The 14980-nt window shown below is 70.6% G+C and carries 1 protein-coding gene (only partly in view); it reads right to left on the bottom strand.

Annotated elements, in window-relative coordinates; translation table 11 throughout:
* Window positions 1-14688, bottom strand: partial view of an NUDIX domain-containing protein gene (locus tag CFP66_RS13475; RefSeq protein ID WP_143517250.1) — the 5' end (the start) only. Its footprint begins 26769 nt before the window's first position; 14688 of the gene's 41457 nt are visible here — the first part of the coding sequence; it begins with the start codon at window positions 14686-14688; its stop codon lies off the left edge, out of view.
* Window positions 14689-14980: the final 292 nt, after the last annotated feature.

Below are 14980 nucleotides of genomic sequence, written 5' to 3' on the forward strand. Positions count from 1 at the left end.
CGCGGTGATCCTCCCGAGCACGGCGAGCGCGTGCTGGGCGGTCGCCTCGGTGACCTCGCGGCCGCCCCAGGGGAGGCCGTCGGCGTGGCGCGCGCCGGCGACGCCGGCGGTCAGATCGCGCACGGCATCGGTCGCGTGGTGGTAGTCGCCGTAGTAGATCATCGCCCGGATGTCGGCGATCGCGGCGGACGACACACCCCGCTCGGCGGCGGGATCCTCGGTGCGCAGCGACGGTATCGACGACGACGGAGCCGGCGACTCTGCGGCGACGTCGGAGACCGCCTCCGCGGTCGCTGCCCCCGCGACCGAGATGCCGAGCAGAGCGCGGTAGTCACGCAGCGCGGCGTAGAGGTCTACGTCGTGCTCGTGCAGGCCGTGCTGGTCGATCGGCATTGCTGCGTCGCCATCGCGCCGGGCCTGCTGGAACCGGGTGATCCGGTCGAGGGCCGCGTCGATGCGACGACCGGCCTCGTGCACGCGTGCCGCGGCCTGCTGCCTCTCCGGGCTGTCGACCGGGCCCGCCTGACGGGTGGTGTTCCCGCCGAGCGGGGTGCGGGCTCTGGCGCCGGGCGCGTCGACGGTCTGGAAGGCGGCGGACTTGGCGCGGTCGGGGTTGCGGGTGACCCGGCCCAGTTCGCGGTAATGCTGCCACTCGGCATTCTTCTGCGCCCGATCGAAGAGCTTTCCGAGATCGGTGCCGCTGATCTCGTCCTTGCCCTGGTACTCCTCGGCCAGCTTCTTCCGCAGCCGCGGGGCGTACGTGCGGACGAGCTCGTCGTCGAGCGACCGGTACTCGCGGGCCGCGCCCTTGTCGACGAAGCGGGCGGCGCGGCCGTCGGCCTGATCGTCGACCCGCTTGGCGAACGACCGCTGCCCACGCAGCAGCAGGAGACCCTCCGGGTGATCCGGGCGGACGTTCGTGCCGCGGCCCATCACGTCGGTGGCGATGGTGACCGCCCCGTCACGGCCCGCGCCCGCCGCGATCGTGTCCTCGTTCATCAGGTGCCTGGGGCGGCCGGTGACCAGACCGGCGTCGATGCCGTACTTGCGCGAGACGATCGCGTGCAGTCGCTCGGCCTCCCGGATCGATCCCAGGATCGACAACACCGGCCGGCGGGACTCGGCGCGTGACGCGGCGATGTCCTTCGCCATCGACTGGAGCTTGGCCTCGGTGCTGAGGAAGGTCTTTGCGCGCAACGGCAGCAGCTCCGACTTCGGGCCCCTGACCTCGAACACCCGCAAGCCGTAGAACCTCGCGAAGCCCAGCCGGTCGGTGCGCGAGCGGACTGCCGTCCCCGTCAGCCCGACGACCGACCGGTAGTCACCGAAGTACTCGGAGCTCGTGACCTGCGCCCGCGTGTTCTGCATCTCGCCCACGGGCAGTCCGTGCTTGGCTGCGAGGGCCTCGTGCAGGCCGTCGCGCCACCGCTGACCCCACAGCGGGTAGCCGGTGTAGCGGTCGATGATCACGATCTGGCCGTTGCCTGCGTCGATGTAGTCCATACCTTCGCGGAAGCGGTGCTCCGCGCGCAGCGCCTGGACGACGAGGTCCTCGCTGACCTGGTGCTTCTCGGCGGCCCTCTGACCGGCCCTTGTGAGTGTGAACCGGCCGGTCCACCGACCGGTGACGAAATGCTCCCCGTGCTGCATCGGACTGATCCGCAACGCCGGGTCGGCGTCGTGGCGGCCTGCCACGACATCGCGCGCCCGAACGTAGGCATCGCTGAGGATGTTCTTCTCCGCCGCGGACAGCGACAGGATGTGCGGGGTCCGCCCGGCGTCCAGCAGCACGAGGTCGGCCTCGTCGATGATCGCCGCATCCCGGTCGCGCTGAATCCGGTTCGCGCCACTGACCAGGCTGTCGTAGAGCCAGTCGAAGTAGAACTGGCTCTTCGTGCCGACGACGATCGGCTTGTCGTACTGACCGCGCTGGTGAGCGTCGGAGTAGCCCCGGTCCTCCCGGGACCGCAGGAGACCGACCTCGAGGCCCAGCGCCTCGGCGACCTGCTGATGAACCTCGTGATCGCGCTCGGCCAGCTTCGGGTCCGACTTCACCACGTGGACGCCGTGGACGGGCCGCTTTCCCCCTTCCGGGATATGCCAACGCAACGCCTTCCACTGCGCGAGCAGCACCTCGACCTGCGTCTTGCCCAGTCCTGTGCGCAGCTCGATGACGGTGCCGTGGACCTTCCGCGGCATCAACATCCCGAACAGCCAGATCCGACCGCGTCCTGCAGCCTCGGCATAGGCCGCCGCGAGCTGCCAGTCCTTCAGCAAGAACGAATCGCCCTCCTTTTCCCGGAAGGCCCACTCGCTCAGCCGGAACGACTCATTCCGCACCGCCCGGAGCGCATCCATCGTGTAGTCGCCGTTGGCAACTCGCCGCGCCAGGACATCCGGCGGGGTGAGGGGGCCCTCCGAGTCACGGAGCTTCTTGAACTCTGCGACCAGCTTGTTGTACGGCCGAATCGCCAGCTCGTAGCGCCACTCGGCGAAGTGCTCGATGTTGCGCCGGTACCAGCCCTCCCGCTTCTGTGTCGCCGCGGTGACACGGCGCTCATCGGTTCCCTTCAGCGACCGCACACCCGGCCGGACACCCACGCGTGTCACGGTCGCGAACGCTTCGCCGTTGAGCACACCCTCGCTGTAGGCGAAGCCCTCCAGCTTGTTGTGCTTGAGCAGTTCGATCGTCTCGCTGCGCTGCTCCGCGCTCAGGCCGTCCTCGAACGCCTTCATCGAGCGCGTGTCGTGCTTGCCCATCGCCTTGTTCGCCGCGGCGACGGCAAGTTCGTTGTTCGACGGACGCGGTGGGGACAGCCCGCCGATGCCGTTGCCTTCCATCGGTTTCGGTGTGCCGGCGGAACCTTGTGTTGTCACCGCGGTCGTGTCCGTCGCCGCCGCCCTGGCCGGCGCATGCCCACCGGACGGCGCAGGGCCGTCGGGGCCCGACGGCTTGTTCGGCCGGGTGCCGCCGCGCATCCCGCCGCCGGACTGCGACGCGGGCAGGGCCTCCTGGGGGGCGCCGGGTACCGAAGGCTGCTTCGGCGCCGTCGGGGGCGGCGGGCTGCGGCCACCGTGCTCGATCGACGTCCCCGCCGGGACGCCGCCATCCGATGCCGCCCGCGCCTGACCGGGGCCGAGGGCGTCCTTGTGGCTGATCCAGCCGCCGTTCTCGCCGTCGGCCGTGAACGTGAGCCCATCCACATCGCCCTGCTTGACCTGCTCCAGCAGCACCGCCTTCTGCAGCGGGGGCATGTCCTCACCCAGCCCGGACAGGAACTCCTCGACCGTGGCGTGCGGCTTGCCACCCATCGCATCCGCGGCCCGGCCCGCATTCGGCACCGGACCCGCCACCGGCTTCGCCGCAGGAACCGGCCTGTGCCCGATGTAGCCCTGCCGGTGCGCCCCCGAGCCTGCCTCGAAGTAGCTGAATCCCGGGAGCTCACCGTTCTTGATCTGGGTGACGATCGCGTTGCGGTCCTTCTTCGACGTGGCCTGCTGCAGACCACGCTGGAACTCCGCCACGGTGGCACTGCTCTTGCCCCCCATGGCGTTCTCGGCCTGGGCCGCGGCATCCGACGCGGCGCCGCCGCGCTGCGCCACCGGCAACACGACGGGACCGCGGCCCGCTACCACCCCCGGCTTGGCCGCCCCGTTCAACTGCGCCTGGCGCGTCGGCTGGTAGCTGATCCGGCCGTGGTGGTGGCTGAAGCCCGCCAGCTCGCCAGCCTCGATCTGCTCGACGAGCGCGTCCTTCTTCTTCTGCGGGGTGAAGCGGCCGAGCCCACGCTGGAACTCCGCGACGGTCATGTGGTTGTTGTCGCGCATCGCCCTTTCGGCCATGACCATCTCGGTGGTCTTGCCGGCCTTCACCACGTTCAGCGCGACCCGTGCCTCGGTCCGGGTGACGCCGGTCTCCTTCACGACCTGGCCGACGGTGGGCCGGGCTCCCGCCCGCACCGTCATGTTCGCGACGCGGTTCACCAGTGGCTCGACCGAAGCGTTCCGGAGTGCGAACCGCACCGCGCCCTTGCTGCGACCCAGCTCTCTGGCCAACTGACCGATCGTCGGACGGACCCCACCACGCAACGCCGTGATGTCCGCGATCTGCTGGTTGATCCGCGGGACGTCCTCGGCGATCTTTCCGTACCGCCAGGCGGCGACCCCGCCGCTGACCCCCTTCACGATCCCGGCCCCCAGACCGGCCACGGCGAGGGTCGCGTCGATCTTGAACTCCCAGCGCTGCGTGGGGGTGAGATGCTCCCAATTGAGGGCCGCATCACCCATGGAGTAAGCCATGTGGCCCGCCATGGCAACGCCACCTGCCCCGGCGGCGATGACGCCGGTCCGGTGCAGTCCAACCGCGCCCTTGAGCGCACCGATCTTCGCGACGAGCGATCCGCCACCGAGAAGTGCGGACGATGCTGTCGTGATCCAGAGGGATCTGGCCGTCTCATCCTCGAGCGGGTTGACGCTCATGTTGTGCTGGTGCCGGACGATCAACTCACCAGCGGCGGTGGCGCCCATCACGACAGCGCCTGACGTGAACGCGGCAGCGGCGCCCGCACCGGCGCCCGCCACCCCTCCGACGACGCCCCTGACGGCAGCCACTCCGACCACTGCTGGTGCACCCACACCCGACATGCCCAGAAGGACGGTGCCTGCGCCCGCGAGCACTCGGCCGATGTTGATTCCGATCTGCTTCAATGCCGGGTCCTCGTGTGCGTCGACCAGCTGCACACCACCCTTCATACCGATCGGGTCGTACATACCGTCGTGCAGCAACACTTCGTGATCGTCGGCGAACCCGTTCATCTTCTGGTAGTCGTTCGGGTCGTCGTAGACGTGCCCATCGGGGTCCACGAACTTGATGACACCGTCGGCACCCATGACCCGGAACAGGGCCGTCTCGGTGGGGAACCCCGCGTCGGGATTGTTCGGGTCATCGGCGAAAATCCGAATGACCCCGACCTCGCCCAACTCCCCGGGCTTGGCCCTGCCCGCGTTCTTCCCGCCGACATCCTCGATCGCTTGCTTGAACTTATCCAGGTCACCGTCGAACTCGATCACCAGATCTTCGATATTGTTCCGGTCATCTTCCTTGTAATTCCCCAGCGCGATCGTGAAGATCTCGTCCTTCGCCTCCTCCGCCGTCATCGCAGACGCCGATTGCGCGATCCATCCCTCGCCTCGCCCACGGAAGAGGCCCTGGAGGCTCTTGTCCGGGTTGTTGCGATAGTCGGGCGAGTTGATGGCTGAGTTGAACACGTACACCATGTCCGGCCGCTGGGTGGACGGCATGGAGAGCAGGTCACGCTGCTGGTAGCGGCCAGAACCTCCGCCCTCCCACACGAGCTTGCCGACCGTGGAACGGAAACTGGCATCGCGGGCGACCGTGTCGTAGGACATGCCGGTCATCTCGGCGAGTGCCCCGACCGTCTCGGCGAGCGCCTTCTCCGCAGGATCGTTCGAGTTCTCCAGTCCGCGGGCCAGATCGGTCAGCCGGGTCTCGAACTCGTTCAGCCGATCCATGTCCTGGGCCATGCGGGTCTCGCCCGCGTTCGCACCGAGCCTGATGTCGATCCCCCGCAGGGTCGCCGTGTCGGGTGGCACACCCGGGAGGCCTGCGCTCAACGTCTCGATATCGGTCTGCAGCCCGCCGAGCAACTTCCGGTCGTCGTTGATCGTCTTCTCCAACGCGTCCACGCGGTCCACATCGATCTGCGTGACGTCGCCGTGCTCGAGGAGCCAGTCGACCTGCATTTCCAGCGCGAGCGTGCGCTTGCACAGGTCCTCCTTGTGACCGGTCAGACTGAGCCCGGCCACGCGGCCCGCGTCGCTTCGTGCCTTCTGGAGATCGGTGAGCTCGACGTAGGGCACCCCGTCGGCAATGGCCTGAGCCTTCGCCTCCGGGTTGGAGACGATGACGTTGCCGTGCGCGTCGAGCGACTGCCCTTGCGCGTTCACCCCCAGCGCCTTCTGCAACTCCTCGTTGGCATCGATCAACGTGACCTGCAGATCCGCGGGAACGCTCCGGTTCTCCGCGGCGCTGCGGTTGTCCGGGTCGATGATCGGGCGCTGGTACGTCATGGCCGTCAGCGCATCCGCGATCCCCCTGTTGATCCCCATTCGCTGGACGGGGAGAAGCGACTGCTCGTACAGCGCAACGTCGTCGGCGAAGGCGCTCGGCGAGAACGTCCCGTTCCGCCGGGCCTCGTCGATCCGGTCCGTGGCCCGCTCGAGCTCCGGCAGCTTCTCGATCAGTGTCTCGGTGTCGTACCGGAGATCCGCGTCGGCGTTGACCGCGCGGGCGGAGGCGAAGTCCCTTTCGGTGTCGCTCAGCGGGCGCAGCGACTCGTCGTAGAGTTCGCGCTGCTTCGGGGTGAGGTTGGCGTACGCCGCCGGGTCGAGCGGCGGCAGCGGCTCACCCTTCTCGTACCCGAGCGGCGCGAGGACCTCGGCAAGCATCTCGTCGGTCTCGGTGCCGCGGTAGGGCCGCCGGTAATCCGGGTCGATGAACGACATCCAAGCCGGGGAGACCTCCCCGCGGCCCTCGGTCCGCAGGTCCGGACGGTTCGACTCGCAGCCCGTGTTCCCGATCCCGGTACCGCACGACCAGCCCTCGTTCGCGCCGTGGAGCTGCCGGTTCTTCTCGTTCGCCCGCTGCCAGTCCGCACGGCTCTGGCCCTTCTCCCGGGGCGTCGTGTTCGGGTACAGCAGCACCATCGGGTCGCAGGCCACCCCGTGGCAACCCAGCGTCTGGGCCTTCCCGTCGGAGCCGGTGGTCCCGCCGAAGCAGCCGCCGCCGTCACCGTGGCAGGTCATGAACCCGAAGTTGCCGTTGTTGTCGCGGTATCCCTGGGTGTACTCGCAGCCCTCATTGACGCAGTAGGCGGCGTCGCCCTGCGGGGTGAAGCTGGCGATCGTCCCGTCATCGAGCATGCGGGCCTGGAAGTAGCCGTTGGGGTACTTGCTGGTCCAGTCGCCGCCGAACTCGTCGTGCATCTCACAGCGCGCGGTGCACTCGCGCTGAGTCGGATCGAGATCCCCGAACGTCTGCTGAATCTCGTACTCATGTCCCGTGCAGACACCGCCGGAACACAGGCCGGCGCGCACGTCCTTGTTACCGGGCACGGTCTCGGTGCAGAAGCCGGCGCAGTCGAAGCTGCCGCCACGGCCAGGTCCCAACGGTGTGACAGCACCGACGTGGAAACTCTCCACCGACCCGCTGTACGGCTCGGGGAATCGCGCGTCCGGATCGCCCTCGTGGAAGTACCGGTTGTGATTGGTGATCTTGCGACCGTCCGGGAAGGTGATGTCACCGGTCTGCCCGTACACGTCGTACCGGCCCGACGCGAGGACCTTGCCATCGGGACCGTAGGCGGGCGTCATCAAACGGACCTTGTTGCCCGGGCCGTCCTTGAAGTTCGGGCCGTCGCCGTTGCCGTTGACCACCACGCCCTCGGCCGAGACGAACCTGCTGGATCCGGAGCCGGCGAGGTTGAAGATCGGCTGGCCCGCCTTGCCCGCACGCAGCTCGCCCCATGCCGCGTTGCTGACCAGCTTGTCGAAGCCGGGCGCGTCGATGTTGTGCTTCTTGTTGTACTTCTCGACGACCTCCGGGAGGTCGATCTTCGGGCCGGTGTAGGTGAATCTGCCGGCGACCACACCGTCGAACGGGGCCCGCGGCCGGTCGACCACCCGGAGCGTGGTCGGCACCTTCGGGTCGGTGGGCCTAATATTGATCTTCGCGTTGGTGCGGCCGTCGGTCACCGTGCCGTTGCCGCCGACCCAGACCTGGACGTTGCCGTCCTTGTCCTGGCTGATCCGTGCGCTGTCCTCACCGGTCACCTCGTGACGACGACTGTCCGTCGGCGCCACCGGGTCGGACGCGGAGAACGTGTTCCTCGGGTTCTTCGCCTTCCGGTTCCATGTCGCCATGGCACCCGTCGTGTCGCCGAGGGTCGTCTTCCCGTCTGTCGTCGGCAGGTCCTTGATGCACTTCGCGTCACAGGTCTGGGGCTTCTCGCCACGGTTCTTGACGACAAGGAACAGGTCGCCGTTCTCGTCACGTCCGGCGAAGGCGCCGCTCTCCTCGGGGCCCATATCCGCGACCTCGTCCGCGGTGAGGGTCGCGGCGTCCCAGATGACCTTGCCCGCGGCGATGAGCTGCGTGAACACCGACTTCGACGAGTACTGGCTGAAGTTCGAGCAGTCACCGTCGCAACCGACCCCGGTGCCGCTGGCGTAGACGCTGCAACCACTGCCCGTCGAGCCCGAGCAGTCGCCGTACTTGCGAGCATTCCAGGTGCCGCCTGGGGCCTCCCACGTCTGCTGCTGGGTCCAGCTGACGTCGAACTCGACATGCGCCTTGTAGGACTTGGAGCAGTGCGCCGGGTTCGAACATCCCACGCTGGCAGCGGCGTACCCGTCACCGGCTTGGGCGTCGGCGAACACCCAACCGCTGCTCGATCCCATCGCGCCGCCGCCCTCGTCGTGAGCGTAGGCGGATGCCCACGAACCCGACGGGTGCGACGCGTAGTCCGACGCCGTCACCGACCAGTAGTGGCTGCAGGACGCGCCCGCGCTCCCCGTGCAGGACGCGCTGGCCTGCGGCACCCCACCCGCGTTCTGCGCCGACGTGGCGACCTGGACGAAGCCCTTGCCGGTTCGGGTGGCGCCGTACCCGTGCGCGTCGCCGAACGCCCCCGCCGCAGCCGAGTGGCTCGTGGCGCTGTAGGTGCACAACGTGCCCTTGCTGCTCGAGCACGAGGCCGCGGCCATCGACTGCCCGGGACCGGCCTCGGCGACCGCGTTGGTGGCGCACCAGCCCGAGCCCTGCCCACCGCCCTTGCCGCAGCTCGCGCTCGCCGACGCCCCCGGCGCGCCCGCCTCACTGGTGGCGGCGTAGTCGTAGCGGCAGCCCGAGCCCTCCGTGCCCTTGCAGGACGCCGCGGCCACCGACTGCCCGTCCTTCACCAGCGCGGTCGCGCTCACGGTGCAACGACCGCTGCCGTCGCGGTCGCCGCAGGCGCCACGGGCCTCAGCCCCGTTGATGCCGAGCACACCGGCCTTGTCCTCGGCATCGGCGCTGTAGCGGCAGTTCGAGCCCTTCGTGCCCTTGCAGGACGCCGCGGCCACCCACTGGCCGTCCTTCACCAGCACGGTCGCAGTCACGCTGCAATGGCCGCTACCGTCGCGGTCGCCGCAGGCGCCACGGGCCGTTGCCCCGTTGCCGTCGAGGACACCGGCCTTGCCCGCCGCGACGGCGTCGTAACGGCAGGTCGCGCCCTGGCAACCGGCTGCGGCCTGCACTCCCTCGTCGGTGCCGCCGACCTGGGAGTAGCTTGCGCAGCGCCCGCTCTTTCCCGCGGTGCACTTGGCCCAGGCCACGGCGACCTGACGCCCGCCCGGGGTCGCGGCCCGTGCCACTCCCTCGTTGTAGGTGCGGCACTTCTTCCCGGCACAGTCCGCGCTGGTCTGGGCGACCCCGGGCGCGGCCGACCCGCCGGTGGCGGCCCCGCAGCGCCCGGCGGCACGGCAGACCGCGCTGGCCTTGTCCCGCACCGAGCCGTCGCCAGAGCCCTTCACCCGAGTCCGGGAGTACGAGTAGGACCGGCAGCCCTGTGCGGTGCCGTCGCCGCACGACGCACTGGCGGCGGCGTTCGTGGCGGCGAAGCGCTCACCCGAGGGCGCCCGCCCGGTCTGCACCGACGACGACAGGGAGACCTGGGCATGGCACGCGCCGGTGCCCGTGCAGCGGGCGCCGCCGCGGGCGACGCTGCGGCTGTGCCGGCCGTCCGGCCCGCCGACCGCGGTCGAGTTCCCCTTCACCCAGCCGGTGCAGCTGCCCTTGGGGCAGTCGATACCGACCGTGGCGGAGCCCTCGGCGCCGCGCACAGGGCCGGTGCCCGCATGTGCCAGCGACGACGTGGCGGTGATCTCCGCCTTGCACTCGGCCTTGCCCGTGCAGCGGGCGACCCCGCGGGCGGCGCTGCGGGCGCGCCGCTCGTCCGGCCCGCCGACCGCGCTCGAACCACCCTTCACCCAGCCCTTGCAAAGGCCATCGGGGCATTCGATGCCGACCGTCGCCGACCCCGTGCGGAAGCTGCCCCCGCGACCGGCACCGGCGCTCTCCACCGACGTCGCGGCGGTGATCGCGGCCTGGCACCCGGCTATGCCCGCGCAGCGAGTGAACCCGCGCGCGGCGCTGCGGCTGTGGCGGGCGTCCGGACCTCCCTGCACCTTCGCCGCGCCCTTCACCCAGCCGCGGCAGCCCGCGTCGGGGCAGTCGACCTGGGAGCCGGTCTGCCCGTTCCCGTGCGCCCGGTCCGTGCCGCCGCTGGTGTAGCGCGTGAACATCGCGCTGGAGTCGCTGGCCACGGCGCACCCGTTCGCGGTGGCGCGGCAACGTGCGGCGGTCGGGGTCGATCCCACCTTGCCGGTGGTCTCGGCGGTGGTCCCGGCGACACAACCCGGGCCGGAGCACTGCGCGGTGGCGGTGGACTCCGACAGCGCGGCCGTGGCGCCCCGGACAGGGAGCCCCGCCAGCCGGGCCGCCTCGCGCGCCGCGGTCCTGGCGCTGCGGGCGGCGGCCCACGCCGCCTTCGCCTTCTTCTCCTGCTTCGCGGTCGCGCCGTTGCGGGCCGCGACCCGGCTCGCCTTCACCGCGGCCTTGCGGGCCTGCTTCGCCTGCGCGGCCGACTGCTCGGCGGCCGCATCCAGCTGCCGGCTCACGACGTCGGCCAGGTAGACCGGCTTCGCCGCGTCCGCGGCCGCCTCGCGCGCCACCTTGCGGAGCTCGCGTGCAGCGGCCCTGGTCTGCCGCGCTGTCTTCTTCTGCTTCGCGGTCGCGCCGGGCTCGGCGGCGACCAGCGCCGCCTTCCTGGCGGCCTTCCGTGCCTGCGTGGCCTGCTCGGCCAGCTGCTGTGCGGTCTCGTCCTGCTGCTCCGCGATCATGTCGGCCACGACCTGGCCCGACCCCGCGACGGAGCCGCTGCGCGCCACGCAGTCGCTCTCGCCGGTGGCACAGCTTGCGGTCTCGGAGGTCCGCACCGGAGGACCACGTGCCCCACCCGCACCGTTGCCGGTCACCGGGCCGTCCGTGCCCTGAGCGATCGTCTGCGTCGTGCCCGAGCACCGGGTGCTGCCCGAGCAGTCCAGGTCCGCGCTCGCCATCGACCAGCTCGACGCGCCCGGGACGGTCGGGCCGCCCGAGTTCGCCGACGAGCCCGGCGCCGCAGGCGCAGGCACCGTCGCCGGCTGCGGCGAGCCCGGCTCGCCCGCCGGGGCCTGCTCACCGGTGGTGTCCTCGGTGACCGTGGCGTTCTCGGTGGAACGCTGCTGCATCACCGGGGCGATCACGTTCGCGTCCGGCCCGGTCGACGAACCCGAGTTCGTGACGGCCACGCAGACACCGCCGCGCACGTCCGTGCAGGTGCCGGTCGCATGCGAACCGCGCGGCTTCGCCGAGTGCGCCGGGTCGACCGCGGAGGCCCCGCTGCGGACCGTGCCCGTGCAGGCCCGCTCGCCGTCGCAGTACAGGACCGCGCCCGACGCGGATGCCGCCGACGGCCCCTTCGGGAGCCGCTTCGCGTTCACCTCGTTCGGGTCGGCCGCGAGCGCCAGCGACGCCCCCGGGCCCGACGAGGCGGTCGACACCGAACGGGCCTCGCAGCCGTCCGTGGCCCCCGAGCACGACGCGACGTCCTTCGACGTCCGCGGCTTCCCACCGTTCACCGCGCCGTCCCAGGCGGCACTGCTGGTACGTACCGAGCCGGAGCAACGGCTACCGGCGTCGCACGCCAGGTACGCCTCCGACGAGGACGTCGACGACGGGCCCGTGCGCGGCTGCCCGTCCAGCGGCTTGCCGGTGCGCGGGTCGAGCACCACGTGGTCGGCGGCGCTCGAGGACGCCGACGTCGCCTGCCCGCCGCAGTCCCCGCCCGAGACCGTGCATTCGAGGTCGGCCGAGCTGCCCCGGCCGTGCGGCGTCACGCCCGTGTCCCGGGCGCTCGACCCGGCGCTGCCGGAGACGTGGCAGCGGCTGTCGCCGCCGTCGCAGTCGATCGAGACACCGGACTCCGACACGCTCACCGGTCCGGATACCGCGGCCAGGCCCGCCTCCCGCGCCTCGGCGCGGTCGCGGTCGGTCACCGTGGTGGTCGCGTCCGTCTCGCACTCGGCGCCGGCACCCGCCCCGCGGCACGACGAGTCCCCGTCGCTGCTGCGGACACCGCGCACATCACCCGAGGCCGCACCGCGGGTCCGGCTCTGCGCGGAGCCGCTGCACTCCGCCCGCTCGCACTCGAACTGCGCGCCGGACGTGGCCGTCGCCGACAAGCGGTCGGTCCACACCGTCCGCGCACCCACCTGACGCGACTGCACCGTGCGGTCGACCTCGACATCGGATTCGGCTCCGCAGCGACCGCCTGTGGTCTCGCACGTCGACCGGTCACCCGCCGTACGGGTCGCGTCGGCCTGCATGCCGTCCACCGCACCGGCCGTCCGGGTGGCCCCGGTGCCGCGGCAGTCGGCGCGGTCGCAGTCGAGGGTGACCTCGGCCTCGCCGCCCGCCGAGCGGACCTGGCCGTCCGAGGCGCTCGTCGCCTGGCAGCCGCCACCCGACACCGCGCACCGCGCACCGGCCTCCGCCGCGGTGCGCGGCGTGCCCACCGTCTTCGCGCCGGCCCGTTGCTGACGAGCCGCCTCGCTCACCCACGTCTCGCGATCGGCGTCGGTGTGGGTCGCGGCGCGCCCGGTGCACGCGGCACCGGCGCAGTCGAATTCGGCGACTCCCCAGATGCCGTCCTCGTCGTCGCGTCCCAGTTCTGCCGTGCTGTCACAGCCGTCGGCCGCGGTGCAGTTCGCCCGCGCGGTGCCCGCGCGCTCGCCGGCGCCCGGGCGGCCGTTGCCGGAGCCGAAGCCGTCCTCCTCCGCGCCCAGGCCCCGGGTGTGGCAGCGCCCGGCGCCGGTCTCACAGCTCGACTCGACGCGCTCCCGGTCGGAGACCGAGTCGACCGTGCAGTCGCCGGTGCAGCTCGCCGCCGTGCGCAACCGCTCTTCCGGCGCCGCACCCTGGAACGGTCCGGCGGAACGGGTGGTGCACTTGCCGCCGCCGGACCGGCAGGCCGACTCGCCGCCGTCCGGTGTGGCCACGCTGTGCTGCGCGCAACCGCGGACCGTGCCCTCGCACCGGGCCGCGGCCACGGTCCTCGTGCCGTCGTCTCCCCGGTCGGTCGCCTTGCTCACGCACCCGCGGTCCGCGCCCGTCAGGTCGCAGGAAGCCGATGCCTTCGCATCACCCCGGCCGGTCGTCGCGCCGCAGCCGGCCGACACCCCGGAGACGGCGACGCAGCGATCGGTCTCCTGCTTCCCGCCGGCCGACTCGCTGAACGCTCCGCACTCGACGAACGCGCCGTCCGTGCCGCAGCCGCCGCGGGCGCCGCGGCCGTCGAGGTCGTCGTCGGAATCCAGGCCCGGGTCGCGGTCGGTGAGCTCCATCAGCTCATCCGTGGCGGAGTACACCTTCCCGCGCAGCCGCTCGTACGCCGCCTCGTGCTTGCCGTGCGCCTTGCGAGTCATCGTGCCCGCGGCGACCTTGCGCTCCTCCCGCGCGAGCCGCTTCTCGAATCCGGCCAGCCGATCCTGCCCCTCGACCACCTGGTCCACCAGGCGGCGCTGTTCCGGATCGACATCGGCCCGCTCGGCCGCGAGCTTGCGCTGTGCAGCCTTGTGCGCCGAGGCCTGCTTGCGGTACTGGGTCTTGGTGATCGCCCCGTCGGCGAGCTTCCGCTTCGACGCGCTCAGCCGCGCCGTGCTCTTCTCGACGGCAAGTCGCTGCTGGAGCAGCTCCTCGGACTCCTCCGCCACGTCGCCGTCGTCGTCATCATCCTCGTTCTCGGCGATGCTCGACTTCTTCTTGTCGGCGCCCGACCGCCTCTTGTCGCTCGGCTTCTTCCGGTCGCCCGACTTCTTGGCGACGATCGACTTCTTGGCGACGATCGACTGCTTCTTGGCGTTCAGCTTCTTCTGGGCGTCGGCAGGCTTGCCCTTGACGCTGCCGGACTTCTTCTTGGCGTCGCCGGGCTTCTTCTCCTTGGCGTCACCGACTCGCTTCTTGGCGCCGTCGGACTTCTTTTTGACGTCACCGGGCTTCTTCTTCTTGGCACCGCTGGCCTTCTTCTTGGCGTCACCAGACTTCTTCTTCTTTGCGCTCGACTTCTTCTTCTCGTCCGACTTCTTCTTCTCGCCGGCCTTCTTGTCGTCCGACTTCTTCTTGTCGCCCGACTTCTTCTTCTCGCCGGCCTTCTTGTCGCCCGACTTCTTCTTCTCGCCCGACTTCTTCTTCTCGCCGGCCTTCTTGTCGCCCGACTTCTTGTTGTCGCCGGATTTCTTGTTGTCGCCGGACTTCTTCTTGCCATCCTTCTTCGGACGATCGGCGGAGTTGCTAGTGCCTCCCTTCAGCACCCCTGCCGAAGCAACCGTCACCGGAACCGCCGCTGCGGAAGCGGGAGTGGCGAGGAACGCCGATCCGACCCACAGCACCACCACGGCGCCGCCCAACGTGAGCGTCCACCGCAGCACCAGCAACATCCGGTCCCTCGTCGACAGCCGCAGCCGCACCGAGGCAGCAGCGCACGCGGGGAGGCCGGCGGCCTCTCCCTCGTGAGCGGTGTGCCTGCGCATGTGACTCGACTCCTGCTGTCGGACGGTGGACGAGATGCCCTGATGCGTGCGGGACCCGCAACGCGGAGCGTGATGACATGGAGAAAACGCGATACGCAACGTGCTGACGTACGTCGCGCCGGAGGCAGCGACCCACGTGCCGGACGGATCACGCCACGTCCGGATACAACCTCGGCCCCCTCATCCGTTGCGCATCGTCAGCAACTGATGAACGAGAACCCAACCCCGCCTTGCGGTGGAGTGGACCGAGCTTAACGGATCACTCACATTCAAGAGAGTGACGTGTGTCACA

The organism is Pseudonocardia sp. MH-G8, assembly GCF_002262885.1.
Taxonomy (GTDB): Bacteria; Actinomycetota; Actinomycetes; order Mycobacteriales; family Pseudonocardiaceae; genus Pseudonocardia.